This window comes from Pseudonocardia sp. McavD-2-B (genome assembly GCF_024124365.1).
In the GTDB taxonomy this organism is placed as follows: Bacteria; Actinomycetota; Actinomycetes; order Mycobacteriales; family Pseudonocardiaceae; genus Pseudonocardia; species Pseudonocardia alni.
In genome coordinates, this window is sequence record NZ_JAMXSG010000059.1 from 1 (window position 1) to 24261 (window position 24261).

28 protein-coding genes and 1 pseudogene are annotated in these 24261 nt (G+C 73.7%); 21 read left to right on the top strand and 8 right to left on the bottom strand.

Annotation, left to right across the window (positions count from 1 at the left end; all coding sequences use genetic code 11):
* From NH602_RS10715 to NH602_RS10725, 3 genes and pseudogenes are all read left to right on the top strand, one after another.
* Window positions 1–1157: pseudogene (locus NH602_RS10715) on the top strand (RND transporter); the annotation flags it as partial.
* Window positions 1157–2275, top strand: coding sequence for a peptidyl-prolyl cis-trans isomerase (locus tag NH602_RS10720; protein WP_253067740.1), 1119 nt, complete (start codon window positions 1157–1159; stop codon window positions 2273–2275). The pseudogene NH602_RS10715 and the gene NH602_RS10720, both read left to right, overlap by 1 nt.
* Window positions 2272–2493 carry a hypothetical protein gene (locus NH602_RS10725; protein ID WP_073575642.1) on the top strand — a complete coding sequence of 74 codons (222 nt, stop codon included), beginning with the start codon at window positions 2272–2274 and terminating at the stop codon, window positions 2491–2493. The genes NH602_RS10720 and NH602_RS10725 overlap by 4 nt, the downstream gene beginning before the upstream one ends.
* Window positions 2494–2561: 68 nt before the next feature.
* Here the strand turns inward: NH602_RS10725 and NH602_RS31890 are convergent, their stop codons facing one another.
* A complete protein-coding gene (locus NH602_RS31890; protein WP_253067741.1) occupies window positions 2562–3053 on the bottom strand; it encodes a hypothetical protein in 492 nt (163 codons plus the stop codon).
* 36 nt (window positions 3054–3089) lie between these two features.
* Entirely contained in the window at window positions 3090–4028 is a 939-nt protein-coding gene (locus tag NH602_RS10735) for an ABC transporter ATP-binding protein (RefSeq protein WP_253067742.1), read from the bottom strand.
* Between the two features lie 125 nt (window positions 4029–4153).
* On the opposite strand from NH602_RS10735, the gene NH602_RS10740 reads away from it, so the two are divergent.
* The 9 genes from NH602_RS10740 to NH602_RS10780 all read left to right on the top strand — a co-directional run bounded on the left by NH602_RS10740 (window position 4154) and on the right by NH602_RS10780 (window position 12918).
* Window positions 4154–4573, top strand: coding sequence for a hypothetical protein (locus tag NH602_RS10740; protein ID WP_253067743.1), 420 nt, complete (start codon window positions 4154–4156; stop codon window positions 4571–4573).
* A 20-nt stretch (window positions 4574–4593) separates the two neighbouring features.
* The gene (locus tag NH602_RS10745) at window positions 4594–4983 is read left to right on the top strand and encodes a hypothetical protein (protein ID WP_253067744.1); all 390 of its coding nucleotides are present in this window, start codon (window positions 4594–4596) and stop codon (window positions 4981–4983) included.
* Window positions 4984–5125: 142 nt separating this feature from the next.
* Window positions 5126–6670 (top strand): acyl-CoA synthetase, encoded by a 1545-nt coding sequence (locus NH602_RS10750; protein ID WP_253067745.1) that lies wholly within the window; start codon window positions 5126–5128, stop codon window positions 6668–6670.
* 140 nt (window positions 6671–6810) lie between these two features.
* Window positions 6811–7251 carry an SCP2 sterol-binding domain-containing protein gene (locus NH602_RS10755; RefSeq protein ID WP_253067746.1) on the top strand — a complete coding sequence of 147 codons (441 nt, stop codon included), beginning with the start codon at window positions 6811–6813 and terminating at the stop codon, window positions 7249–7251.
* Between the two features lie 39 nt (window positions 7252–7290).
* Window positions 7291–8346 carry an alcohol dehydrogenase catalytic domain-containing protein gene (locus tag NH602_RS10760; protein ID WP_253067747.1) on the top strand — a complete coding sequence of 352 codons (1056 nt, stop codon included), beginning with the start codon at window positions 7291–7293 and terminating at the stop codon, window positions 8344–8346.
* On the top strand, window positions 8343–9866 hold the full coding sequence (locus NH602_RS10765) for an aldehyde dehydrogenase (RefSeq protein WP_253067748.1): 1524 nt from the start codon (window positions 8343–8345) through the stop codon (window positions 9864–9866). The genes NH602_RS10760 and NH602_RS10765 overlap by 4 nt, the downstream gene beginning before the upstream one ends.
* A 219-nt stretch (window positions 9867–10085) precedes the next feature.
* Window positions 10086–11429 (top strand): cytochrome P450, encoded by a 1344-nt coding sequence (locus NH602_RS10770; protein WP_218899295.1) that lies wholly within the window; start codon window positions 10086–10088, stop codon window positions 11427–11429.
* Window positions 11429–11629 (top strand): ferredoxin, encoded by a 201-nt coding sequence (locus NH602_RS10775; protein WP_062399393.1) that lies wholly within the window; start codon window positions 11429–11431, stop codon window positions 11627–11629. Before NH602_RS10770 ends, NH602_RS10775 begins: the two co-directional genes overlap by 1 nt.
* A 71-nt stretch (window positions 11630–11700) precedes the next feature.
* Window positions 11701–12918: an NAD(P)/FAD-dependent oxidoreductase gene (locus tag NH602_RS10780; protein ID WP_073575652.1), complete on the top strand. Its 1218-nt coding sequence runs from the start codon at window positions 11701–11703 to the stop codon at window positions 12916–12918.
* Here the strand turns inward: NH602_RS10780 and NH602_RS10785 are convergent.
* Window positions 12915–13589, bottom strand: coding sequence for a TetR/AcrR family transcriptional regulator (locus NH602_RS10785; RefSeq protein ID WP_073575653.1), 675 nt, complete (start codon window positions 13587–13589; stop codon window positions 12915–12917). The genes NH602_RS10780 and NH602_RS10785 overlap by 4 nt on opposite strands.
* An 88-nt stretch (window positions 13590–13677) precedes the next feature.
* Between NH602_RS10785 and NH602_RS10790 the strand changes: the two genes are divergently transcribed.
* Entirely contained in the window at window positions 13678–14601 is a 924-nt protein-coding gene (locus NH602_RS10790; RefSeq protein WP_253067749.1) for an ATP-binding cassette domain-containing protein, read from the top strand.
* Window positions 14602–14626: 25 nt separating this feature from the next.
* Here NH602_RS10790 and NH602_RS10795 read toward each other — a convergent pair whose 3' ends face one another.
* Window positions 14627–15226: a rhodanese-like domain-containing protein gene (locus NH602_RS10795; protein ID WP_073575655.1), complete on the bottom strand. Its 600-nt coding sequence runs from the start codon at window positions 15224–15226 to the stop codon at window positions 14627–14629.
* Between the two features lie 134 nt (window positions 15227–15360).
* Between NH602_RS10795 and NH602_RS10800 the strand changes: the two genes are divergently transcribed.
* Window positions 15361–15762, top strand: a complete 402-nt coding sequence (locus NH602_RS10800; protein ID WP_073575656.1) for a hypothetical protein — start codon at window positions 15361–15363, stop codon at window positions 15760–15762.
* Between the two features lie 6 nt (window positions 15763–15768).
* Here NH602_RS10800 and NH602_RS10805 read toward each other — a convergent pair whose 3' ends face one another.
* Complete coding sequence (locus NH602_RS10805; protein WP_179761366.1) at window positions 15769–16830, bottom strand: YeiH family protein; 1062 nt, start codon at window positions 16828–16830, stop codon at window positions 15769–15771.
* Window positions 16831–16964: 134 nt separating this feature from the next.
* On the opposite strand from NH602_RS10805, the gene NH602_RS10810 reads away from it, so the two are divergent.
* The 7 genes from NH602_RS10810 (at window position 16965) to NH602_RS10840 (ending at window position 22085) form a co-directional block, all read left to right on the top strand.
* Window positions 16965–18113, top strand: a complete 1149-nt coding sequence (locus tag NH602_RS10810) for a cysteine--tRNA ligase (RefSeq protein WP_253067750.1) — start codon at window positions 16965–16967, stop codon at window positions 18111–18113.
* A gap of 11 nt (window positions 18114–18124) precedes the next feature.
* The gene (locus NH602_RS10815) at window positions 18125–18487 is read left to right on the top strand and encodes a BlaI/MecI/CopY family transcriptional regulator (protein ID WP_179761364.1); all 363 of its coding nucleotides are present in this window, start codon (window positions 18125–18127) and stop codon (window positions 18485–18487) included.
* Window positions 18484–19422: a M56 family metallopeptidase gene (locus tag NH602_RS10820; RefSeq protein ID WP_179761363.1), complete on the top strand. Its 939-nt coding sequence runs from the start codon at window positions 18484–18486 to the stop codon at window positions 19420–19422. The genes NH602_RS10815 and NH602_RS10820 overlap by 4 nt, the downstream gene beginning before the upstream one ends.
* Before the next feature lie 90 nt (window positions 19423–19512).
* A complete protein-coding gene (locus tag NH602_RS10825) occupies window positions 19513–20256 on the top strand; it encodes a DsbA family protein (RefSeq protein ID WP_253067751.1) in 744 nt (247 codons plus the stop codon).
* A complete protein-coding gene (locus NH602_RS10830) occupies window positions 20253–21113 on the top strand; it encodes a cytochrome c biogenesis protein CcdA (RefSeq protein WP_179761361.1) in 861 nt (286 codons plus the stop codon). The genes NH602_RS10825 and NH602_RS10830 overlap by 4 nt, the downstream gene beginning before the upstream one ends.
* On the top strand, window positions 21110–21583 hold the full coding sequence (locus tag NH602_RS10835) for a hypothetical protein (RefSeq protein ID WP_253067752.1): 474 nt from the start codon (window positions 21110–21112) through the stop codon (window positions 21581–21583). Before NH602_RS10830 ends, NH602_RS10835 begins: the two co-directional genes overlap by 4 nt.
* A 187-nt stretch (window positions 21584–21770) precedes the next feature.
* Window positions 21771–22085 carry a L,D-transpeptidase gene (locus NH602_RS10840; RefSeq protein ID WP_179762963.1) on the top strand — a complete coding sequence of 105 codons (315 nt, stop codon included), beginning with the start codon at window positions 21771–21773 and terminating at the stop codon, window positions 22083–22085.
* Window positions 22086–22089: 4 nt separating this feature from the next.
* Here NH602_RS10840 and NH602_RS10845 read toward each other — a convergent pair whose 3' ends face one another.
* From NH602_RS10845 to NH602_RS10855, 3 genes are all read right to left on the bottom strand, one after another.
* The gene (locus NH602_RS10845; protein WP_179761360.1) at window positions 22090–22716 is read right to left on the bottom strand and encodes a class I SAM-dependent methyltransferase; all 627 of its coding nucleotides are present in this window, start codon (window positions 22714–22716) and stop codon (window positions 22090–22092) included.
* A gap of 74 nt (window positions 22717–22790) precedes the next feature.
* Window positions 22791–23660, bottom strand: a complete 870-nt coding sequence (locus tag NH602_RS10850; RefSeq protein ID WP_179761359.1) for a sulfite exporter TauE/SafE family protein — start codon at window positions 23658–23660, stop codon at window positions 22791–22793.
* Window positions 23657–24139 carry a rhodanese-like domain-containing protein gene (locus NH602_RS10855; RefSeq protein WP_253067754.1) on the bottom strand — a complete coding sequence of 161 codons (483 nt, stop codon included), beginning with the start codon at window positions 24137–24139 and terminating at the stop codon, window positions 23657–23659. The genes NH602_RS10850 and NH602_RS10855 overlap by 4 nt, the downstream gene beginning before the upstream one ends.
* Window positions 24140–24261: the final 122 nt, after the last annotated feature.

The following is a 24261-nucleotide window of genomic DNA, read 5'->3' on the forward strand; positions in this document are numbered from 1 at the left end:
CCGCCCCCGACGCCGACCCGGCCGACGCCGGTGCACCCGCCGGCGACGACGTGGCGGTGCCGGACGGGCCCGGGCCGGTCACCCGCCCGGGCCGGTCGCGGCTGGTCGCGGTCGTCCTGGCCGGGCTGGTCGCGGTCGGCGGCTGGGCCACGCTGCCCTTCCTGCCCCTGCAGACCAGCGTCGACGCGCTCTCGGCGGGTCTGCCCGCCGTCGACGACGCCACCCGGGTCGAGCAGGTCCTCGGCTCCGGCGGCGAGCTCGCCGTCGTCCTGCGCTCCACCGACGGGACGGGCGACGTCCTCACCCCCCAGGCCTGGCAGTGGATGACCACGGCCCAGCAGCAGATCGTGCGCCTGCACGGCGACGAGGCGCGGCCCGCGCTGTCGGCGCCGTCGCTGCTGTCGTTCCTCGGCCCCACCCCGGACCAGGAGCAGATCCGCGCCGGGGTCCGGCTGCTGCCGCCGTACCTCACCGGGGCCGTGCTGCGGCCCGACGGCGAGGTCGCGGTGCTGTCGTTCGGTGTCCGGCTCGACGACCTCGACCGGCTCCGCGACCTCACCGACGCGATCACCGCCGAGCTCCCCCCGGCCCCGCCCGGCTTCGTCGCCGAGGTGTCCGGGCTGCCCGCCGTCGCGGTGCAGGGCTACGAGCTCGTCTCGGCCGACCGCTACCTCGCCGGCACCGCCGGTCTGGTCGCGGCGGCGCTGGTGCTCGCCCTCGGGCTGCGGCACCGCCGCGACGCGCTGCGCGCCGCGCTGGCCGCGGTGCTCGCGACGGGCGCCAACCTGTTCGTCCTCTGGGCGTTCGGCATCCCGCTGAACCCGCTCACCGTCGCGCTCGGGTCGCTGACCGCCGCCGTCGGCTGCGAGTTCACCGTCATGACCTGCGACGCCGTCCGCACGCGCGACCCGCGCCTGCGGACCGCGGTGACCCTGGCCGCCCTCACCTCGGGCACCGGGTTCGCCGTGCTGGCGCTGTCCGACCTCGCCCTCATGCGCGAGTTCGGTCTGCTCCTGGCGCTGTCCGTACTGCTGTCCTACCTGGCCGCGCGGCTCGTCGTGCGGGCGTTCCCGCCCGCGCACGGCACGGCCGGGACCCCGGGCGGTGGGGGAGATCCGAGTACCCCCGCCCGGGAGAAGCTCGTTGGAGTGATGTGATGCGAGTCAAGTCCACACTGGCGTGGATCGCCGGCGCCGCCCTCGACCGGGTCCGGAACACCTGGACCGGCCGGATCGTGGCGGGCGTCCTCGTCCTGGCACTCGTCGCCGGGATCGGCGGCGGGGTCTGGTGGAGGATGCAGCAGGTCCCCGACGGCGCGGCGCTGGCCGTCGGCGACCGGGTCGTGACCGTCACCGACCTCGACGACCGGGTGCAGACCCTGCGGGCGCTCTACGGCGTCCAGCCCCCGGTCGAGGACCCGGTGAAGATGGACGGCTTCCGCCGGGACGCCGCCAAGGCCGTCGCGCTGAGCATGGTGCTGGAGGACCGGGCGACCGAGATGGGCGTCGGCATCGCCGACGCGAAGGTCCGCCAGACCCTCGACCAGTACATCACCCAGCAGCTCGGCAACGGCCCCGGCGCGCGCGACGACTTCATCAAGGTCCTCGGCAACGTCGGCACCACCGAGGACAAGGTGATGACCGAGGTCCGCCAGCAGATGGTGGTCGGCGAGCTGTTCGACCGGGTCACCAAGGACGTGACCGTCACCGACGACGACCTGCGTGCCGAGTTCCCGCGCTACGCCGAGCGGCTCGGGACCCCGGAGAAGCGCGACCTGTCCAACATCGTCGTCGCCAGCAAGGAGGCCGCCGAGAAGATCGCCGCCGACGTGCGGGGCGGCGCCGACTTCGCGACCGTCGCGCGGGCCAGCACCATCGACAACGCCACCCGCGCGAACGGCGGCGCACTGGGCCCGATCAGCGCCGACCAGCTCCAGCCCGACTACGCGAAGGCCGCCTTCGGCGCCCCGGCCGGCCAGGTGTTCGGCCCGGTGCAGAACCAGTTCGGCTGGAACGTCGGCCGGTCCGGCGCGGTGACCCCGGGCGTCCCGGCGAACTTCGACCAGGTGAAGGACCGGCTCCGCGAGCTCGTCCTGTTCGACCGCCGGATCGCTCTCTGGGGACAGTGGATGACCGACTCACTGGGAGGAGGCGACGTCCGCTACGCCGACGACTACCGCCCCGCCGACCCGGACACCGCCCCCACCGGCGCGAGCCCGGGCCTGCCGTCGGGCACACCGCAGACGGTCCCGCCCGCGACGGGCGGTGGCGGGTGAGTCCTGCCTGGACCGTCCTGACCTTCGCGGGTCTCGGCGTCCTGCTCGCCCTGATGGGGTGGGCGGGCCGCCGGCACGCGGCGGGCCTCGGCGCCGTCCCGGGGATGCCCGCCGAGCTGCAGCAGCACCGGATCGCCGTCATCCGCCGCGGCGCGACGGCCTGCCTGGTGGTCGGCGTCGCGTTCGTCGTGATCGGGGTGCTCGCACCGCTGCTGTGAGGCCGTCACGGCACCGCCGACCCGGGGAGAGCCCCGGCCGGGATCCGGCCGGGGCTCTCCCGCGCGGGTCAGCGGACGGCCGCCGCCGGGACCGGGTCGCCGTCCGGGTTCAGCGGCATCCAGGTCCCGCCGAAGGCCTCGACGCCCTGGCCGGTCACCGCACCCGGGGCCGCGTCGCCCGCGAAGCGGTGCAGGAGATGCCCGGCGTAGGTCACCACCTGCCCGCCGCCGGCCGTCGGGGTGGTGCCCAGCACGTCGGTGCGCAGCGGGTTCAGCGCCGGGTCGGCGGGGTGCGGCACGCCGTCGGCGACATAGGCCGGCCACTGCGCGAGGCAGTCACCGGTGCAGTCCCCGGCCGGGACGCGCGCGTACAGCACCCGGCCCTGCCCGTCGGCGAGCACCGCGCCGGCCGCCGAGGTGACGACGTCGACGGTCGTGTCGCCGCCGGAGAGGGTGAACCGCTCCTCGGGGGCCGCGGGCCCGGGGGACGAACAGGCGCCGAGGGTGAGGGCGGCCGCGGCGAGGAGCAGGGCGGCACGGCGGCGGGACGGGGTGGGCACGGTTCCTCCGGACGGTGGGGGTCGGTGGGGTGGGGCTCAGCGGGTGAGCAGCAGGAACAGGCAGTACGAGGTGACCAGCGCCAGCACCACGAGTGCCGGTACCAGCAGCCGCGGGTCCAGCTCGATCGTGCGGGAGCGGCGGCGCGGTCCGTCCAGCTCGGCGCGGGTCGCCTCCGGGTCGGGCGGGCCGAGGAAGTCCGAGATGCGGAAGCGGCGGTCGAAGTCGTCGGCGTCGGCGACGCCGTGCAGCAGCTCCGACGGCGGCCCGCAGGCCACGATCCGGCCGTGGCACAGGATCGCCACGGTGTCGGCCAGCTCCCGGGCCAGCGCGATGTCGTGCGTGGTGACCAGCACCGTCGCCCCCGTGCGCTCGTGCTGCTCCCGGACGGCCGCGACGAGCGTGTCCGCGTGCGCGGCGTCCAGCCCGGTCTCCAGCTCGTCCAGGACGAGCACCGGAGCCTCGACGGCGAGCGTGCGGGCGATCGCCAGCCGCTTGCGCCCGTGCGCGGGCAGCTCGGCGGGCAGCGTGTCGGCGCGGTCGTGCAGCCGCATCTCGCGCAGCCGGTGCATCGCGATCCGCTCGACCCGCTCCGGGGACAGGCCGCGGCCGTCGAGGGCGTAGGCGAGGTTGTCGTAGGCCGACAGCGAGCCGAACAGCGACGACTCGAAGACCGACGGCCCGCCGAACAGCACGCTCATGCCGCGCCGGAGTTGTCGCAGCTGCGCCTCGCCCGCCGCGTGCACGTCGACCCCGTCGACCGTGACGGTGCCCCGGCCCGGGGCGACGAGCCCGGCGAGGTGACGGACCAGGGTGGTCTTGCCCGAGCCGGACGGTCCCATCAGGACGGTGACGGTGCCGGGCGCCAGGTGCAGGCCGAGCCGGAACAGCACAGCGGTGTCGTCGATCGTCGTCGTGACGTCGGTGAAGTCGATCGCGGGTCCGCGGGGGGACGCGCCGGACACGGGTCCCGTCACCGCACCAGTGGACGCCGTCGCGGCGGGCCGCTCGTCTCCCGGGAGTGGTGACTCCCTCTCCCGTAGTGGGTGTCCCGGCGCGTGGAGGGGTCCGTGCGACCGGACGGGAGCTCTAGCCTGCGGCCATGGGCGAGCAGGTGCGGAGCCGGTCCACGATGCCGTGGGCACTGGTGGTGTCGGCCGCCGCGTGGATGCTGGCCGCGGTGCTGCCGGCCGTCGCATGGGCGGGCCTTCGGCCCGAGTCGACGGTCGACGAGGACACCGCGAGCACGCTGGCCGGGCAGGGCGCCCCCGTCGTCGAGCTCGGGACGACGGCGCCGTACCCCGCGTGGCTGCTGCTCCTGCTCGCGGTGCTGCTCGTCGCGGCGGGCGCCGGCCTGGCGCTGCGCCGCCGCGCGGCCCGTTACCCCGCGGTCGTCCTGTCCGTTGTGTCGGTGGTGCTCCTCGCCTCGGCGGGGCGCTGGGAGACCGTCCCGGCGATGGTGCTGCTGGTGGTGGGGACCGTTCCGCTGCTGACACCCTCCGCGCTGCGACACCTGCGCTGAGCCGACCGAAGGGAGACCTCGTGGCCGTCCCGGGGTTCGACTGGTTCTCCGACCGCGTGGACTGGGTCAGCCTGGTCCGTGGTGCCTCACTGGCGTTCAGCGTGCTGGTGATCGGCGGCCTCGCCGCGCCGCTGGGCGCGCGGATCCCGGTGGTCGGCCCGGCCTGGCTGATCATCACCGCGGTCGTCGCCTTCGTGCTGGCCGGCTACCGGATCGGCGACGCCGTCGACCCACGTGTGCACGGCGCCGGCGCGGCCGTCGCCGGGTACCTGCTCGTGCTGCCGCTGGTCGTGCTCGGCACCGGGGAGCTCGACCCCACGCAGCTGGTCCTCACCCTGCTCACTGCGGTGATCATGGGCGCGATCGCCGGGCACCTCGCGGGCCGGAACCGGGACCGCCGCACCGCCTGACCGGCCCGCGTACCCGAGCGGGGGAGGAACCACCCCCTCGGGAGGGATGCCGGGTCACACAGCGTGCCGACACGATGCGGGCTGCGACGGCGGTGCCTCGCCCGGCGCCGCTGCGATCCACTCTCGAAGGGGAGAGCAGCCCGTGTTCCCAGGGACCCATGCGCGCACCCGGCCCGACCACCCGGCGGTCGTCCAGCCCGAGACCGGCCGTACCACGACCTACGCCGAGCTCGACGACCGTTCGCGCCGGATCGCCCACGTCCTGCGCGACGCCGGACTGCGCCGCGGCGACCACGTCGCGTTCGTCTCCGACAACGCCCCCGAGGTCTTCGAGATCTACTGGGCCGCGCTGCGCTCGGGCCTCTACGTCACCGGGATCAACCACCACCTGTCCCCGGACGAGGCCGCCTACATCGTCACCGACTGCGGCGCGCGGGTCCTGTTCGCCTCGGCCGCCGAGCGTGAGCAGGCCGAGGCGTTGGTGGAGCGGACGCCCGGCGTCGAGCGCCGCTTCGCCTTCGGGGGAGCGGTCGAGGGCTACGAGGCGCTCGGCGCGGCCATGGAGCTCGCTCCCGACGAGCCGCTGCCCGAGCAGCCCCGCGGTGCGGACATGCTCTACTCCTCGGGCACCACCGGCCGGCCGAAGGGCATCAAGCCCGCGCTGCCGACCATCCAGGTCGACGAGCCCGGCGACCTCTACACCGCGGTGTTCGGCCCGATGTACGAGTTCGGCGAGGACACCGTCTACTACTCCCCGGCGCCGGTCTACCACGCCGCGCCGCTGCGCTTCGGCGGCATCGTGCACGCCCTCGGCGGCACCGTCGTCATGGCGCAGAGGTTCCGGCCCGAGGACACCCTGGAGCACCTGGCGCGCTACCGAGTCACGCACGGCCAGTTCGTGCCGACGATGTTCGTGCGGATGCTCAAGCTCCCCGAGGAGATCCGTCGAGGTCACGACCTGTCGTCGCTGCGGGTGGCCGTGCACGCGGCGGCGCCGTGCCCGGTCGACGTCAAGCAGAAGATGATCGACTGGTGGGGCCCGGTCCTGCACGAGTACTACTCCTCGACCGAGGGCAACGGCGTCACCTTCATCGACTCGGCGGCCTGGGCGGAGAAGCCCGGCAGCGTGGGCAAGGCGGGCCTCGGCGTCATCCGGGTGTGCGACGACGACGGCACGGAGCTCCCGACCGGCGAGGTCGGCACCGTCTACTTCGAACGCGACGTCCCGCCGTTCGAGTACCACGACGACCCCGAGCGGACCCGCGACGCGCGCCATCCCGAGCACGAGAACTGGTCCACCACCGGCGACGTCGGCTACGTCGACGACGACGGCTACCTGTTCCTCACCGACCGCAAGGCGTTCATGATCATCTCAGGTGGGGTGAACATCTACCCGCAGGAGGTCGAGGACGTCCTGACCCTGCACCCGAAGGTCTACGACGTCGCCGTCATCGGCGTGCCCGACCCGGAGATGGGCGAGCAGGTCAAGGCCGTCGTGCAGACCCCCGAGGGCGTCGAGGGCTGCCCGGAGCTCGAGGCCGAGCTGCTGGAGTTCGTCCGCGCGCGGATCGCCCACTACAAGGCCCCGCGCAGCGTCGACTTCGCCGCCGAGCTGCCCCGCAGCGCGACCGGGAAGCTCGTCAAGGGTGAGCTGCGCGCGCAGTACGCCGAGGGCGCCCGGGTCTGACACACGCGGACGGCGGTCACCCCGTGGAGCCGCCCGTCACGCACCGTGCATCCGTAAGGAGCACGGAACCACCCCCCGGGAGCGATGTGACCCCCCTCGCTCCCGGACAGCATTGCTACCACCGACGGCGCCCGCTCCGGGTGTCCGCACCAGCACTCAACGAGGAGATCGAGATGGCCTTCTTCGCCGACAGCACCGAGGTCGACACGTACATCGGCGGTGTGTTCCGCGCGGCGAACGACCACCCCGAGTCCGGGCCGAAGATGCGCGCGGCCGGCATCAACCTGCGGGTGCTCTACACCGACCCGGACACCGAGATGTGGGTCAAGATGCACGACCCCGCCATGGAGGTCCACACCGGCGCCGACGACGACAAGGCCGACATCACCCTGATGATGCGCGCCGACACCGGTGACAAGTTCTGGCGTGGTGAGTACAACCTCGCCGTCGGGCTGGCCAAGGGTGAGGTCAAGGCCAAGGGCCCGGTCAACAAGATCCTGAAGCTGGTCCCGCTGACCAAGCCGCTGTTCCCGATGTACCGCGAGCTGGTCGCCGAGAAGGACGCCTCCGCGACCGCCTGACCTCCCCCCACCCCAGAGCAGAGGAAGGACGCCGATCCGATGGCGACCATGAAGGCGGTCCTACTCCGCGAGCCGCACAAGATCGAGGTCATGGAGGTCCCGAAGCCGGAGATCACCGACCCCGGTGACGTCCTGCTGCGGGTCGACCTCACGGCGATCTGTGGGACCGACCTGCACCCCTACGAGGGGCGCATCGTGATCGAGGACGACGTCGTCCTCGGCCACGAGTTCCTCGGCACCGTCGAGGCCGTCGGATCGGGTGTCGGCCTGATCTCCGATGGCGACCGGGCCGTCGCGTCGTGCGTGGTCAGCTGCGGGCACTGCTACAACTGCCGACGTAACCGCCCCGGCCAGTGCTTCGGGACGATGATCTTCGGGCTCGGCGTCACCTTCGGTGGCCTGTCCGGCGGCCAGGCCGAGTACGTGATCGTTCCGAACGCGGACCGCACCCTGCGCAAGCTGCCCGAGGAGGGCAGGGGCAACGACGAGGACAAGCTCTTCGTCGGCGACATCATGGCCACCGGCTACGAGGCCGTGCGCAAGTTCATCCAGCCCGGAGACACCGTCGCCGTGGTCGGGGCCGGCCCGGTGGGACTGTGCGCCGCGATGGCGGCGAACGTGCTGGGCGCGTCCCAGACCGTCGTCGTGGACAAGGTCCCGTCCCGGCTCAAGGAGGCGGAGGCCATCGGCGCGATCCCGGTCAACGCCGACGAGACCGACCCCGCCGACGCGGTCCAGGACCTCACCGACTGGCGCGGGGCGGACGTCGTGATCGACGCCGTCGGGCACCCGTCGGCGCTGCTGTCGGCGTGCACCCTGGTGCGCTCCGGCGGCGCGATCTCGATCCCCGGTGTGTACACCGAGGACACCATCGAGCTGCCCTTCGGCGACCTGTACCTCAAGGGCGTCACCATCGCCCAGGGCGTCGCGAACATCACGAACTACATGGACGAGACGCTGGCGCTCATCGCGGCCGGCAAGCTCGACCCGAGCCGGTTCATCTCGCACCGCATGCCGATGAGCGAGGCCGTCGAGGCGTACCGGATGTTCGAGGAGCGCGAGGCCACCAAGATCGTCCTGGACCCCACCGCATGACCGCCGGGACGAGGGTCCGCCACTTCCCGATGCACATCGGTGGCAAGGCCATGGACGGGGGCGACCACCTCGAGATCCGGGACCCGCAGAACGGCGAGCTCGTCGCCACCGCGGCGTCGGGCGGGGCGGCGGCCGTCGACGCGGCCGTCGACGCGGCCCAGGCCGCCTTCGACGACGGCGGCTGGTCCCGCGCCACCCCCGCGCACCGCGCCTCGGTGATGCGGGCCGTCGCGGACCGGCTCGGCGAGCGGCTCGACGAGATGGTCGAGCTGGAGATCATGGCGAACGGCGCCACCGTGCGCCAGGCCACCGGCTTCCACGTCGGCTACTGCGCCCCGCACCTCGAGTACTTCGCCGGTCTGGCGGAGCGCTACGAGTTCGAGACGCCCATGCCGCGGGCCACGTTCCCGGTGCTCGGCCAGTCGACGCTCCGCAAGGAGCCGATCGGCGTGGTCGGCGCGATCGCACCGTGGAACTTCCCGCTGCTGCTGTCGCTGTGGAAGTTCGCGCCGGCCCTGGCCGTCGGCAACTCGGTGATCCTCAAGCCGGACGAGAAGACGCCGCTGTCGGCGCTGGAGTTCGCCCGGATCGCCGAGGAGTGCGGGCTGCCGCCGGGCGTGTTCAACGTCGTCCCGGGCCCCGGCCCGGACGCGGGCGCCCGCCTGGCGTCGCACCCGGGCGTCGGCAAGATCGGTTTCACCGGGTCCACCGACGTCGGGCGCGAGATCATGCGCCTGGCCTCGGGCACGGTGAAGGCGGTGACCCTGGAGCTCGGCGGCAAGTCGCCGGCGCTGGTCCTCGACGACGCCGACCTGGACATCGCCGTCGACGGCGTGCTGTACGGCTGCATGCTCTACTCCGGCCAGGTCTGCGAGTCGATGACCCGGCTGCTGCTGCCGGACTCGCTGCACGACGAGTTCGTGGAGCGCATGGTCGCCCGGGCCTCCACCATCCAGCTCGGGGACACCCGGGACTGGGAGACCGACATGGGTCCGGTCGTCTCGGCGAAGCAGAAGGACCGCATCCTCGAGCTGATCCAGTCCGGCAAGGACGAGGGCGCCACCGCCGTCCTGGGCGGCGGAGAGGCCCACGTCGAGGGGTACCAGGGCGGCCACTGGATCCAGCCGACCATCTTCACCGGCGTCCGCAACGACATGCGGATCGCCCGCGAGGAGATCTTCGGCCCGGTGCTGTCGGTCATCCGCTACGGCTCCGAGGCCGAGGGCGTCGCCCTGGCCAACGACACCCAGTACGGGCTCGCGTCGTCGGTGTGGAGCCGCGACAACTCCCGTGCCCTGGACGTCGCCGAGAAGATCAAGGCCGGCTCGGTCTGGATCAACGACGCGCACCAGATCAACTGCGAGGTGCCCTTCGGCGGGTACAAGCAGTCCGGTGTGGGCCGCGAGCTCGGCCCGCGCGCGCTGGACCCCTACGTCGAGGAGAAGAACGTCCACCTCGACCTGTCCGGCACCCGCGACGCCCGTCCGTACGACGTGCTGCTCAGCCACGCCGAGGACTGAGGCCGGCGGTCGACCGGCCGAAGCTCGACGCCGAGCACCCTCCCGGGCCCTCCCCGGCGACCGCCCGTGCCGGGGAGGGCCCCTCCCTCTCCCGTTGGGGGTACGACGTCGCCCTCCCGGGGTGACGCCCGCTCCCCACCCGTCTCCGCACACTGTCCCCGACCGTGTGTCGCCAGCTTTCCGCCCGCGGAGCAGACCGCCGGGCTCGGAGGAGATCCGATGACCGCCACCTTCGACGCCACCGACTTCGAGTCGGAGATGTACGACCCGGACGCCGTGGACATGATCCCGGCCACCAGCGAGGGCAAGCCCGAGCACTACCCGGTCGACATCTCCACCAAGGCGTTCTGGAACCAGACCTCCGAACAGCGCGAGGAGACCTTCAAGGTCCTGCGCCGTGAGCAGCCGGTGTCCTGGCAGCGGCCCGTCGACGACGCGGTCACCCCCGACCCCGACGACCCGGGCTACTGGGCCGTGGTCAGCCACGCCGACATCGTGAAGGTCTCCCGGGACAACGACACCTACATCTCGGGCCAGGGCGTGCTGTTCGACCTGCTCCCGCCGATCTTCCTCGAGCTGACCCAGTCCTTCCTGGCGATGGACAACCCGAAGCACGACCGGCTGCGCAAGCTGGTCGCCTCGGCGTTCACGCCGAGGCAGATCGCGCTGATCGACGACAAGATCGCGCTCGCGGCGAAGGAGGTCGTCGACGGCGTCGTCGCCGAGACCTCCGGCGAGATCGACTTCGTCACCAGCGTCGCGAAGGTCCTGCCCACCCGGATCTTCTGCGACATCATGGGCATCCCGGAGCACCTGCGCGACGCCACCGAGAAGAACGCGGCGGACATCGTCGCCTGGGCCGACGACGAGGTGCTCGCCGGCCGCCAGGCCGACGAGGTGCAGGTGCAGGCCGCGACCAACCTGCACGACATCGCCACCGAACTGATCGAGCTCAAGACCGCCGAGCCCTCCGACGACCTGATCACCTCGCTGATCAACGCCGAGGTCGACGGGCAGAAGCTCGACGAGTTCGAGATCGGCTCGTTCTTCGTGCTCATGGCCGTCGCCGGTACCGACACCACCCGGCACACCTCGTCGTTCACCGTCCGCGCCTTCACCCAGTTCCCCGAGCAGAAGCAGTGGCTCATGGAGGACTACGACGGCCGGATCACCAATGCCATCGAGGAGTTCGTCCGGTACGCCTGCCCGGTGATGACCTTCCGTCGCACCGCGGTCGTCGAGACCGAGCTGGGCGGCAAGAAGATCGTCCCCGGCGACAAGGTCGTCATGTTCTACCCGTCGGGCTGCATGGACGAGAAGGTCTTCGACAACCCGGAGCAGTTCGACCTGTCGCGGGAGAACGCGAAGGCGCACACCGGGTTCGGCGGCGGCGGTGTCCACTTCTGCCTGGGCAACCAGCTCGCCAAGTCCATGCTGAAGGCGCTGTTCCGCGAGCTGCTCTTCCGCATCCCGCAGTTCGAGGTCGGTGAGCCCGAGCTGCTGGGCACCAACTTCATGCGCGGTGTGAAGCGCATGCCGTTCCGATTCTCCCTGGAGACGTGATGGGTCTTCGTATCGAGCTGGACGAGAGCAAGTGCAGCGGGCTCGGCCTCTGCGAGGCCGAGGCGCCGGAGCTGTTCGAGGTGCGTGACGACGGGTCGCTCGACATCCTCGACGCCACCCCGTCCGACGAGCACCGCGCGGCCTGCGAGGCGGCGATCGCCTCCTGCCCGACCGAGGCCCTGCGCCTCGTCGAGAGCTGACCCGCACCACCGCACCGCGGACGCCGGGGGCCGCCACCCCCGGCGTCTGCTCGTTCCCGAGGAGGACCACCGTGGAGCACCTCGTCGTCGTCGGGGCGTCGCTCGCCGGGATCCGTGCCGTCGAGTCCGCCCGCCGGGCCGGCCACACGGGCCGGATCACGCTGGTCGGCGCCGAGCGGCACCTTCCCTACGACCGCCCGCCGCTGTCCAAGGCGTTCCTCGACGACACCGGTGAGGAGCCCGCCGACCCGCGGTACCGGACCGAGGAGCACCTGCGTGACGAGCTGGGGGTGGAGCTGCGGCTCGGCAGCCCGGCCACGTCGCTGGACACCGGCGCGACGCTGGTCGGCATCGGCGACGGGTCCGAGGTCTCCTACGACGCGCTCGTCGTCGCCACCGGGGGGGCGGCCCGGATGCTGCCCGGCACGGAGCACCTGACCGGCGTGCACGCCCTGCGGACCTGGGACGACGCGCTCGCCGTGCGGTCCGCGCTGGACGCGGGCGCCCGCACCGTCGTGATCGGTGCCGGGTTCATCGGCTCGGAGGTGGCGAGCTCGGCGCGCAAGCGCGGCCTGTCCGCCACGATCGTCGAGACGCTGCCGGTCCCGCTGGTCCGCTCGGTCGGCGAGGACATGGGCACGGCCTGCGCCGACCTGCACCGCGAGCACGGCACCGACCTACGCTGCGGCGAGACGGTCGACGGGCTGGAGTCCTCCGCCGACGGCGCCGTCACCGGCGTCCGGCTGGGCTCGGGCGAGGTGGTCCCGGCGGACCTCGTGGTCGTCGGCATCGGCGTGTCCCCCTGCACGGAATGGCTGGCGGGGTCCGGCGTCGAGCTGCACGAGCGGGACCGGGGCGTCGTCGCCGACGCCACCCTGCGCGCCGCCGACGGTGTGTACGCAGCGGGCGACGTCGTGCACTTCCCGAACCACCTGTTCGACGGCGAGGTCATGCGCCTGGAGCACTGGACGACGGCCGCGGAGCAGGGCGCGCTGGCCGCGAAGAACGCGCTCGATCCGGCGAACGCCACCGAGCTCGGGACCGTGCCGTACTTCTGGTCGGACTGGTACTCCAGCCGGATCCAGTTCGTCGGCCGCCCGGCCGCCGACGAGATCCGGGTCGTGTCCTCCGAGCTGGGCGACGACCGGTTCCTCGCGCTCTACCGGCGCGGCGACCGGCTGGTCGGGACGATCACGATCGACCGACCCACCCAGATCATGAAGTACAAGCGGCTGATCTCGAAGCGCGCGAGCTGGGCCGAGGCGCTGGAGTTCGCCGGCGTCTCCTAGCCGTCGGTGCCGCCCGCCGGATCCTCGTCGGGAACGTCGAGCATCCGGCGGGCCAGGCGCTTCCAGCTCGCGAGGTGCGGGTCGGTCCGGTGGTCACGTGGGTGGATCGCGTAGGTCAACGCGACCCCGCGCATGCTGGTGAACAGCAGCTCACGGCACTCGTCGAAGTCGGAATGGCTGGACAGCACCGGCCCGAACATCGTTGCGACGACATGGGTCAGCGCGACGCCCATGCGTCGCTCGGCGGGGAACAGCTCGTTCCGGATGTCGGTGTTGGTCCGGGCGGCGGCCCACAGCTCCATCGACGCCCAGAAGTACGGCTGCGCGAAGGTGTCCCACAGCAGCTCGACCGCCCGGTCGCACCGTCCGGGCCCGGCGGTGCGGCCGTACTCCGAGGCCGGCACCCACTGCTCCATGTCGGCGATCTGCTCGACGACCAGGTACTGCGCGGCGGCGATGAGCAGCGACTCGCGGCTGGGGAAGTGGTGCAGCAGCCGCCCGCGCGACACCCCGGCACGGCGTTGCACGGTGACGGTCGTGGAGTGCGCGTAGCCGTTCTCGTAGAGCTCCTCCAACGCGGCGGCGAGAATGATCGCCCGGCTGCTGGCCCGGCGCTCGCCCTGGGTGCGGCGGGGCCGGGGCGGGCGTGGTTCGTCCACGGGGGAGACCATGCGGGGCAGGCTAGCCTCCGGCCGCACAGCGGATGTCTGTACACGCTGCTCCACCCGACCCTAGGGTTCGTCACCCGAGGGGGTGACGATGATCGACGACGTACTGGTCCCGACGGCACCGGCGGTCTCGTTCCGCGCGGTCCGGATGTCCTTCGACGCCGAGCCCGTGCTCGAGGGGATCGACCTCGAGCTGCCACCCGGCCGCACGACCGTCCTGCTCGGTCCGTCCGGCGTCGGCAAGACGACGCTGGTGCGGATCCTGCTCGGGCTCTACGCGCCCGAGTCGGGCGAGACCCTGGTGGACGGTCACGCGGTCGCCGGTCTGCGCGACGCCGAGCTGGCCGGGCTGCGTCGCCGGATGGGGGTCCTGCTCGGCGGGTCCTCGGTCTACGACGCGTCGCTGTTCGCGTCGCTGACGCTGTTCGACAACGTCGCCTACCCGCTGCGGGCGGCCGGGGCGCCCGACGCCGACGCCGCGACCTGGCGGATCCTGCACGAGTTCGACCTGGCCGACCACGCCACCGCGCTGCCGTCGGCGGTGTCGGCGGGGCAGCGCCGGCGGGCCGCGCTCGCGAGGGCCCTGGTCGGCGCGCCGCAGATGCTGGTGCTCGACGACCCCGGGCCGGCCATGGACCTGCACAACCGCGAGCAGGTCGTGCGCGCCGTGCGCCGGCGTGCCGCGGACGCGACGGCACTCGTCGTCACCCACGACCTGGACCTGGCACGGGACCTGGGTGACCGGGTCGCGCTCCTGCTCGGCGGCCGGATCGTCGCCGACGGCCCGGTCGACGAGGTGCTCGGCGGGATCACCACCGCCGCCGACCTGGACGCCCGGTTCGGCGTGCGGGCGTCGCTGCCGGTGGCCTCCGCGGCCGAGCAGGCGGCGCTCGCGCGGCGGGCCCGGCGGCAGGGGCTCGGCGAGGCGTGGCTGCTCATGGGGGTGCTGCTCGTGATGCTCGCGTTGCTGTCGCTGGCCCTCGGCTCGGGCATGGTGGCGAACCCGGCGATCTGATCCCGGCCCGGCCGTCCGGGACGGATCAGCGGACGGGGCCGGGCTCCCGGCGCCGGACCTGCTCGACGACGGCGGCGGCCGCCGGCTCGGTGACGTCGCGGTTGAACGGCAGCCTCGCCAGCGCCGCCCCCATGGCGCAGGTGTTGCTCAGCGCGGAGAAGGTGAGCCCGGCGCCGATGCCGCCCGCGAGCAGCCGCAGCTTCGGTGTGGCGAGGCGTCCGCCGAGAATCCCGGTCAGCACCAGGGACCCGGCGACGAGCCGGACCTGCCGCTCCAGGGCCCACGCGGTGCGCCCCCGCACGACCTCGTGACCTGCGGCGACCCAGGCGGCCACCCCGCCGTCGAGCACGTGGGCGCGGTCCAGCCCGGCGGCGGCCAGGTGCCTGCGGCCCTGCTCGGCCCGCACGCCGGACTGGCAGACGAGCACCAGCGGCGACGACGGGTCGTCGAGGTGGCGGGCGAGCTCGGCCGTGTGCTCGGCGAGGGTGTTCAGCGGGACGTGGTACGAGCCGCGGATGTGCTGCGCCTCGAACTCGGCGGCACTGCGCACGTCGATGACCAGCGGCTCGGACCACTCGCGCAGGGCTGCGGGGGTCACGGTGCGGGTGGTGGGCTGGGCGGTCATGGGAACCCTTTCGGAGGAGCGAGACCGCAAATATACCCCAGGGGGTACTTCTGGGACCACATGGCGGGACGCCGGTAACGCATCCCGGGGTCCGCTTCGATCTGCAGAGCGAGGTCGGGACGTGAGGCGGGTGCATGGGCAGGAACGGGCCGTACGAGCGGTACTACGCGGAGCGCGAGGCCTCCGGGCAACGCACCGTGCTGTGGCCATGGGTGCTGCTCGCACTCGTCGTGCCGTTGCTGCTGGTCCGGTCGTTCGTGGTGGCCGACGAGCCCGCCGGGGCGACGGCGACCCACCAGGCCGCGCCGGCGCCCGCACGCGAGGCCGGGCAGGGCGTCCACCGGGCCGGGACCGACATCGAGCCCGGCACCTGGGCCACGGACGGCCCGGGATCCGGCGCCGAGTGCGGCTACACGCGCACCGCGGCCGACGGTGTCGAGATCGCCAGCGCCCGGCTGCACGGCGCGGCCGCCGCACGGTTCCTGGACGGGGAGTCGGTCGTCCTCACCGGGGGCTGCACCTGGACGGCCGACTGACCGGGGTCACAGGGTTCCGGTCACCGCCTGCAGCAGCAGGCTGCTCGCCCCGACCAGGATCCACAGACCCGCGCCGAGCAGCAGCGGACGGGGACCGGCGCGACGGACGTCGGACAAGCGCATCGACAGCCCGATCCCGGCCAGCGCCGTCGTGATCAGGAACGTGCCGATCGTGGTGATCGCCGGGTGCCAGGCCTCGGGCACCAGTCCGGCGCTGGTCAGGGCGGAGGCGACGACGAACCCGATCAGGAAGGTCGGGACGAGCTTGCGCCACGGGAGCGAGTGTGTCCGCTCGCCGGCCGCTTCGGCATCCCGCCGGGCGACCCGGGTGGCGAGCACGAGGACGATCGGGATCAGCATCAGTGTCCGGGTCAGCTTCACGATGACCGAGTAGGGCCCGGCGTCACCGCCGAAGGCGTATCCGGCGGCGACGACCGAGGACGTGTCGTTGATCGCCGTGCCCGCCCAGAGGCCGAACGCGTGCGGCGCCAGGCCCATCAGGTGGCCGAGCTGGGGGAAGGTCAGCACGGCGACCACGTTGAAGGTGAAGATCGTGCCGATGGCGTAGGCGACCTGCGACTCCTTCGCCCGGATCACGGCCTGGGTCGCCGCGATGGCGGACGCCCCGCAGATCGCGGTACCGACGCCGATGAGGAGCTGGGCGTCGCCCCGCACCCCGAGCAGTCGTCCGAGTCCCCAGGCGCCGGCGAGGGCCACGGCGAGCGTGCCGAGCATGACCGGCAGTGAGGTGAGTCCGACGTGGGCGATCTGGGCCAGGGACAACGTCAGGCCGAGCACCACGATCGAGGTCTGCAGGACCGGACGGGAGGCGAAGGCCAGCCCGGGCCGGAGCCGGTCGCCGGGCCGGAGCACGGTCGCGACGAGTACCCCGAGCACGATCCCGAACACCGGCCCGCCGATCACGGGTGTCTCGGTCCCGGCCGCCGTGGCGACGGCGGCGACGAGCAGGGCGACGGCGAGTCCGGGGAGACGGTCGCGGGCCCGGTCGGTGAAGGACGCGGTGGGTGCGTCGGTGGTCGAGGAGGCACGATCGGCGGTGGGCGCCATGGTGCGGACCTTCCGGTCGACGTCAATGTACGTACATTACGCCGTGAAACGGTAGACCGCCCGTGATCACGATGTCGACGACCGGTCCGGGGAGCCCTTCCCCGGGCGTCGGGGAATCGGTGAGGATGGCCGGTATGGACCAGTTCGAGGCGGACGGCACGGTCGGGAGCGACGGGGGTGGAGGCGCCGCGTTCGCGCTGGCAGGGGCGTCGCTGCCGCTGTCGGCGCCTGCTCGGGTCTACGTGTGCGGGATCACCCCCTACGACGTCACCCATCTGGGGCACGCCGCGACGTTCGTCTGGGCCGACGTACTGACCCGGGTCGTGCGGGCGTCCGGCACGCCGACCCGGGTGACCCGCAACGTGACCGACGTCGACGACGTCCTCACCCGTACCGCCGCCGAGCGCCGGGTGGACTACGACGAGTTCGGTCTGCGCCAGGAGTTCTGGTTCGACCGCACCATGGCCGACCTCCAGGTGGCCCCGCCCGACCACGCACCGCACGCGCGCCACCACGTGAAGCACGTGATCGCGCTGGCCGCGGCGCTGCTCGCGACCGGTGCCGCCTACCAGCGCGACGGTGCGGTGTACTTCCGTGGCTCCGGCGTCCCGGACGCGGCGGGCCTGGACCGCGACACCGCACTGGCCCTGTCCGCCGAGTACGGCGACGACCCCCGCGACCCGCACCGGGACGACCCGTTCGACGTGCCGCTGTGGAAGCCCGCCGACGGCGACCACCCGGCCTGGCCGAGCCCGTGGGGGCCGGGACGCCCGGGCTGGCACGCCGAGTGCGCCGCGATGGCCCTGGCGACCCTCGGCGGTGTCGTCGACGTGCTCGCGGGCGGCGCCGATCTGGCGTTCCCGCACCACGCGTACCAGTCGGCGATGGCCGCGGCCGCGACCGGCGCGGGCCTGTTCGCCCGACGTGGGTTCCGGGCCGGGATCGTGTCCGTCGACGGTGCCAAGATGGCCAAGTCCACCGGCAACCTCGTGCTGGTGCAGGACCTGCTCGCCGACACCCCGGGGGCCGCGGTGCGGCTGTTCCTGCTCGACCGGCCGTGGGCACAGCCGTGGGAGTACCGGTCCGAGGACCTCGCGCTCGCGACCGGCCGGCTGGAGGAGCTCTACGTCGCGGCCGGGCGCAAGCCCGGTTCGGCCGCCGCGGTGGACGCGGTGCGCGACGCGCTGCTCGACGACCTCGACGTGCCCCGCGCGGTGGGGACGGCGCTGGAGGCGGGCGGCGAGGCGGCCCGTGCGGTCATCCGTACCCTGGCCCTGCAGTAGCAGGAGGTGCGGTGGCCGGTCTGGGTGAGCTCGAGAGCCGTGTGATGGCGGCCCTGTGGGATGCCGGCGGCCCCCGGACCGTCCGTGCCGTCCACACGACACTCGCTGCCGAGCGGCCGCTCGCCTACACGACGGTCATGACCGTGCTGGACAACCTGCACGGCAAGGGCTGGGTGCGCCGCGAGCGCGCGGGGCGGGCCTGGGTCTACACCCCGGCGCGGGCACGCGAGGAGGCCGGCGCGGAGATGCTGCGCGACATGCTCGACTCGCTCGGCGACCCGCGCGGGGTCCTGCTGCACTTCGCCCGCGGGATGGACGAGGGGGAGTCGGAGTTCCTGCGCCGGGCCCTGTCCCGCGAGCGGGACGGCACGTGACCGTCGCCCTCGGTCTGCTGCTGGCTGCGGTCGCCCTCGGTGTCACCGGGCCCGCCTACCTGCGGCCGACCGCGGACCCGCGGGTGCATCCGGGCCTCGCCCTGTCCGCCTGGGTGGTCACGCTGCTCGCGGCGGCGGGGTCGGCGGTCGCCGCCGCCGCGGTGCTCGTGCTGCCCGACCCGTCCGTGCCCGACGGGATGCTGGGTGTCGCGGTCGTGTGCTGGCGCGCGCTGGCGCGGGGCACCGACGTCCCCTGGCTGCTGCTGGTCCGGCTCCTCGTCGGGGTCACCCTGCTGGCCCTGCTGGCCCGGGTCGCGGTCTTGTTCGCGGCGTCGCTGCGTCGGCAGCGACGGCACCGGGCCGAACGGTCCGGAGCGTTGCGTGCCGTCGCCGAGGTCCGCGACGGCGTCTGGTGGATCCCGTGCGACGACCCGGTCGCGTTCTCCCTCGGCGGCGGCCGCCGGGGGATCGTCGTGGCCGCCACCGGTCTGCGCCGCCTCGGCCCCCGGGTCGTCGACGCGGTCCTCGCACACGAGCGCGCCCACGTACGGGGCCGTCACCACCTGGCGGTCGCGCTCGCCGTCGCCGCCGCGGACGCGCTGCCCCGGGTCCCGCTGTGCCGCGCGGCGCCGGGGGCGGTCGGGGTGCTGTGCGAGCTCGCCGCCGATGCGGCGGCTGTCCGTCGGCACGGCCCCGCAGCGGTCCGCGCCGCGCTCGCCGGGACGGCGGGGCGCACCGTGACGCCGCGCGGCGCGGTCGGGTTCGACGCGTTCCCCGAGGTGCGTCGCTCCTGGCTCGACTCGCCCCGGTCGGTCCTCCTGCGCGGCGACGGCGCCGCGGCCCGGCTGCTGGCCGGTGCGGTGGCCCTGGTGCCCGCGCTGCTGCCCGCGGCCGGGGCGATCGCCCTGGTGCTCGCGGCCTGCCTCGCACCCTGAGGGTCTGCCGCCCCCATTGACCGGACATTCGCACCGATCTACTACCGTGTTCGTAGAAAGCTACTACTCGGATAGTAGAAAGGGGCCGGCATGGGACGCACGACCGGCAATCTGGAGCGCCGGGGCCGGCAGCGGGACGTGACGATCGTCGTCGTCCTCGTCGTGCTGGCCCTGGGGCTGATCGGCTACCTCGTTCTCGGGGCCACCGGTGGCGACGACGCCGCCCCGCCCGCGACGCCGGGGCAGTCGGCCGATACCGGACAGCCGGCCGTCGGCCCGCTGGGCGACATCGCCCGTCGCGAGGAGGGGGATCCCGCCGCGCTCGGCCGCACCGACGCCCCGGTGGTGATGGTCGCCTTCTCCGACTACCGCTGCCCGTTCTGCGCGACGTTCAGCCGGGACACCGAGCAGCAGCTCGTGGACGAGTACGTGCAGGACGGCAGTCTGCGCATCGAGTGGCGCGACTTCCCGATCTTCGGGCCGGAGTCCACGCTGGCCGCCCAGGCCGGTCGGGCCGCGGCGATGCAGGGCCGGTTCTGGGAGTTCAACAGGGCGGTCTTCGCCGACAGCCCGGAGCGTGCCCACCCGGACCTGCCCGAGGACACGCTCGTCGCCTACGCCGAGAAGGTCGGTGTCCCCGACATCGCGAAGTTCCGGACCGACATGCACGGGCCCGAGGCGGCGCAGGCGGTGCAGCGCGACCTCGACGAGGGGTCGGCGCTCGGGGTGCCCAGCACCCCGGCCTTCGTCGTGAACGGGCACCCGGTCATGGGGGCCCAGCCCGTCGCCGAGTTCCGGGCGCAGATCGACCAGGCGCTGGCGGCCGCGCGGTGAGCGGTATCGGCCTGCCGGCGGCCTTCCTGGGCGGGCTGCTCTCCCTGGTCAGCCCGTGCGCGGCGCTGCTGCTGCCGTCGTTCTTCGCCTATGCCTTCGACCGCGTCGGTACCCTGATCGGCCGCACGCTGACCTTCCTGGCAGGCCTGCTCGTGGTGCTCGTGCCGCTCGGCGCCGGGGTGGCCCTGGTCGGGGACCTGCTGACCCGCTACCGCGGCCTCGTCACGACCCTCGGTGGGCTGCTCCTGATCGTGTTCGGGGTTCTCGCCGTCCTCGGCATCGGGTTCGCCAGCTCCTCCGCGGCCCGGGCCGCTGGGCGGATCCGGATCTCGGGCCCGTTGTCGACCTTCGCGCTGGGCACGGTCTACGGACTGGCCGGGTTCTGCGCCGGGCCACTGCTCGGCAGCGTCCTGACGGTCGCCGCGATCGGGGCCGAGCCGGGCTACGGCGCGGCGCTGCTCGCCGCCTACGCGGTGGGGATGGCCGCCCCGCTGTTCGTGCTGGCCCTGCTCTGGGACCGCGTCGGGCTGGGGCGCAGGCCGTGGCTGCGCGGCCGTGAGATCACCCTCGGCCCGCTGCGCACCCACACGACGAGCCTGGTCTCGGGGCTGCTCTTCATCGGCATCGGGATGCTGTTCCTGCTGACCGACGGGACCGCCGGGATCATCGCGCCCACCACCGTCGACCAGCAGGCCGACGCCCAGCTCGCGATCCGCGACCTGGTCGGCGGGGTGCCGGACGCCGTCGTCCTGCTCACGATCGTCCTGCTCGCGCTGGTCGTCGCGGTGGTCAGGCTGCTGCGCTCCCGTCGCGGCGCCGGCTCCGCCGCGGAGCGGGACCACGAGGAGGTCCGGTGAACGCGCTCGACGCACTGCGCGCCTGGACCGTCCGGCACTGGACCGTCGCCACGGTGTCCGCGGTCGCGACGGCCGTGGTCATGGCGGTCCCGACGGCCGTGCTGCCGAATCCGTGGTTCTGGCGTGAGGTCCCGGCCCCGGCCTGGGCCTACCCGGTCCTCGCGCTGGTCGCGATCCTGTCCGGGCTGGTCGCGGCCACCTACGTCCGGAGCCCCGACGGGCCCGGCGGCCGCCGCGCCTCGGCAGGCGCGCTGCTCGGCTTCTTCGCCGTCGGCTGCCCGGTCTGCAACAAGCTCGTCCTGCTGGTGCTCGGCTACGCCGGGGCCATGACGTGGTTCGAACCGGCCCAGCCGTTCCTGGCGGTGCTGGCGGTGGCCGGTATGGCCGCGGCGCTGCGGGCCCGGCTGCGCGGGGCGCTGGCCTGCCCGGTGCCCGTGGCGACACCCCGATCCCCGGAGGAGATCCCGTGAACACCGTGCTGCGTCGCGCCCTGACCGTCGTCGTCACCGGCGGCGCCGTCCTCGTCGGAGACGCCGGTCTCGCGTCCGCCGCCGGCGACGCGTCCGAGGCGCCGGCGCCCCGGCGAGCACGGCGACGCCGTCCGGTGCCGCTGTCCCCGGCACCCCGTGCACCGCGTCGGCCGATGCCTGCGTCGACCTGGCCTCGCACACGGCGTGGCGGCTCGACGACACCGAGGTGACCCGGACGGTCCCGTTCCTCGGCGGCGACCCGCGCAGTCCCACACCCGTGGGGACGTTCGCGGTCGACTGGACGGCGCAGAACCACCCCCGCCGCGAGTTCGACGCGGACATGCCGTTCTCGGTGTTCTTCGCCCCGGGCGGCATCGCCTTCCACGAGGGGCCGCTCGAACGGCCGTCCGCCGGATGCGTGCACCTCGGGAGGCCGGACGCGGTCGCGTTCTTCGACGCGCTCGAGGTCGGTGACCGGGTCCAGGTCCGCCGCCCGTCCTGACCCGTCAGGCCCGGGTCGCGGTCAGCTGGACCATCGCCCCGATCGGCCCCCACGACGGCGTGGCCGGGAACCGCTCGACGGCGCCGGGCACGAACCCGGCGGCGGTGACCGCGGCCTCGGTGTCACGGTCGAGCCGGCACCCCGCCGCCATGCGTTCCCAGAGCGGGGCCAGTCGCCGTCGCCAGGTCGCGGGACGGCCGTGCCCGACGACGTGCTCGATCGCGACCAGCCGCCCGCCCGGGCGCAGTACCCGGTGCGCCTCGCCGAGCGCCCGCGCCGGGTCGGGGACCGTGCAGAGCACGAGGGTGAAGACCACGGCGTCGACCGAGCCGTCGGTGGCCGGCAGTGCATCGGCGCCCGCCCCGCTCACCGTGAGCGGGACGGCGCAGGACCCGGCCCGGTCGTGCAGTCGGCGGCGCATGGCCGGATCGGGCTCGAGGGCGATGACCTCGTCGGCGTCACGGTAGTACGGCAGATTGGCGCCGGTACCCGCGCCGACGTCGAGGACGCGGCCGGTCAGGCCGCCGACCAGCGCCGCCCGGCGCGGGCCGAGAACCCGGCGTTCGACGGGGTCGAGGACGCGGTCGTACAGCGCGGCGAAGACGCGGTGTCCACCGGTGGGCACGGACATCTGCGAAGGGTAGCGGTTCCGGGCATCCTCCCGACGAATGACCGGTCATTGGTGCCGTCCGGCGGCGGCAGGTCTCAGGCCGGGCCGGGACGCCCGACCCGCCGCAGCGGACAGCTCGCGACCCACGCGGCGCAGCCCGCCATCGACACCGCGACGGCGGCCAGGGCGAGCAGACCCGGCACCCGGATCGCGTCGGGCGCCTGCTGGACCAGTACGAACGCTCCCATCGCGAGTACGAACCAGCCGAACCCACGCCGCAGGACGTCGGCCGGGATGCGGTCGACCAGCCGGGCGCCGACGAGGCTGCCGAGCACCGCCGCGACGGTGATCGCGCCGACGAGGGTCCAGTCGAGCGAGACGGTGGTCAGGTAGCCGGCCAGGCCCGCGAGGGACTTGAGCGCGATGACCAGCAGCGACGTTCCGACCGCGATCCCGATCGGGAGTCCGCCCAGCAGTGCGAGAGCCGGGACGACCAGGAACCCGCCGCCGGCTCCCACGAGACCCGTCACGAGTCCGACGACGGCACCGTCGAGCAGGACCCGGGCGACCGGGAGCTCGCGGTGTTGCTCCGCCGGATCGATCTCCCGGCGGCCCCGGAGCATCGCCACGGCGGTCAGCGTCATCATGAGGGCGAACGCGAGCAGCAGGACCTGTGCGGGCAGCCGGGCGCCGACGAGCCCGCCGGCGAACGCGCCGGCCATGCCCGCGACCCCGAAGATCAGGCCCGTCCGCCAGCGCACGCGTCCTGTCCGGGCGTGCCCGGCCGCGCCGACCGCGGCGGTCACCCCGACGACGACCAATGACGCCGCGATGGCCTCGCGGGCGTCGAGCCCGGCCACGTAGACCAGCAGCGGCACCATGAGGATCGAGCCGCCGCCGCCGAGGAGACCCAGCGACAGGCCGACCACGACCGAGAGCGTCAGGGTCAGGGCGACGGTGGTCACGTCGTCACCGTCGTCCCCGCCGGGGCGACGATCGGCAGGCCGGCGGGCTCGGCGTTGCCGAAGGCATCGTCGATCGCGACGACCTCGATCCCGCGGGCGTCGAGCAGCCCGGCCACGACGGCGGCCCGGTAGCCACCGGCGCAGTGCACCCAGACCGGTCCGGCCGGGACCTCGTCGATCCGGTCGAGGACCTCGTGGATCGGGATCCCGACCGAGCCCTCGACGAATCCGCCCGCCCGCTCGGGGTTCCGGCGGACGTCCAGCACCGACGGGCGCGCGCCACGGTCGTACTCGGCCGCGAGGTCGGCGAAGGTGGCCTGACGGAAGCTGCGCAGCGGGGTCGGCCCGGTCCAGTCCTCGGGCTTGCCGGTGGCCACGGCCGCGGGCCGGTCGACCCCGATCCGGACCAGCTCGCGCTGGGCCTCGGCCACGTCGGCCGGGCTCTCGCCCAGCAGGGTCACCGGGGTCCCCCACGGCATGAGATGCCCTGTGTCAACCCGCCGCTTGTTGATCTTCGAGGAGGCGTTGGAGGGCGCGGTGTCGGGTGGGGTCGTAGGCGAGGTTGTCCTGCCAGCAGTGCCAGATGACGAACAGCCAGGCG

Excerpts from the sequence above, each read along its gene's own strand:
- NH602_RS10770 (WP_218899295.1), top strand. The coding sequence starts at position 10,086 with ATGACCGCCACCTTCGACGCCACCGACTTCGAGTCGGAGATGTACGAC.
- NH602_RS10790 (WP_253067749.1), top strand. The coding sequence starts at position 13,678 with ATGATCGACGACGTACTGGTCCCGACGGCACCGGCGGTCTCGTTCCGC.
- NH602_RS10825 (WP_253067751.1), top strand. The coding sequence starts at position 19,513 with ATGGGACGCACGACCGGCAATCTGGAGCGCCGGGGCCGGCAGCGGGAC.
- NH602_RS10855 (WP_253067754.1), bottom strand. The coding sequence starts at position 24,139 with ATGCCGTGGGGGACCCCGGTGACCCTGCTGGGCGAGAGCCCGGCCGAC.
- NH602_RS10775 (WP_062399393.1), top strand. The coding sequence starts at position 11,429 with ATGGGTCTTCGTATCGAGCTGGACGAGAGCAAGTGCAGCGGGCTCGGC.
- NH602_RS10805 (WP_179761366.1), bottom strand. The coding sequence starts at position 16,830 with ATGGCGCCCACCGCCGATCGTGCCTCCTCGACCACCGACGCACCCACC.
- NH602_RS10810 (WP_253067750.1), top strand. The coding sequence starts at position 16,965 with ATGGACCAGTTCGAGGCGGACGGCACGGTCGGGAGCGACGGGGGTGGA.
- NH602_RS10765 (WP_253067748.1), top strand. The coding sequence starts at position 8,343 with ATGACCGCCGGGACGAGGGTCCGCCACTTCCCGATGCACATCGGTGGC.
- NH602_RS10740 (WP_253067743.1), top strand. The coding sequence starts at position 4,154 with ATGGGCGAGCAGGTGCGGAGCCGGTCCACGATGCCGTGGGCACTGGTG.
- NH602_RS10795 (WP_073575655.1), bottom strand. The coding sequence starts at position 15,226 with ATGACCGCCCAGCCCACCACCCGCACCGTGACCCCCGCAGCCCTGCGC.
- NH602_RS10760 (WP_253067747.1), top strand. The coding sequence starts at position 7,291 with ATGGCGACCATGAAGGCGGTCCTACTCCGCGAGCCGCACAAGATCGAG.
- NH602_RS10845 (WP_179761360.1), bottom strand. The coding sequence starts at position 22,716 with ATGTCCGTGCCCACCGGTGGACACCGCGTCTTCGCCGCGCTGTACGAC.
- NH602_RS10720 (WP_253067740.1), top strand. The coding sequence starts at position 1,157 with ATGCGAGTCAAGTCCACACTGGCGTGGATCGCCGGCGCCGCCCTCGAC.
- NH602_RS10785 (WP_073575653.1), bottom strand. The coding sequence starts at position 13,589 with ATGGTCTCCCCCGTGGACGAACCACGCCCGCCCCGGCCCCGCCGCACC.
- NH602_RS10800 (WP_073575656.1), top strand. The coding sequence starts at position 15,361 with ATGGGCAGGAACGGGCCGTACGAGCGGTACTACGCGGAGCGCGAGGCC.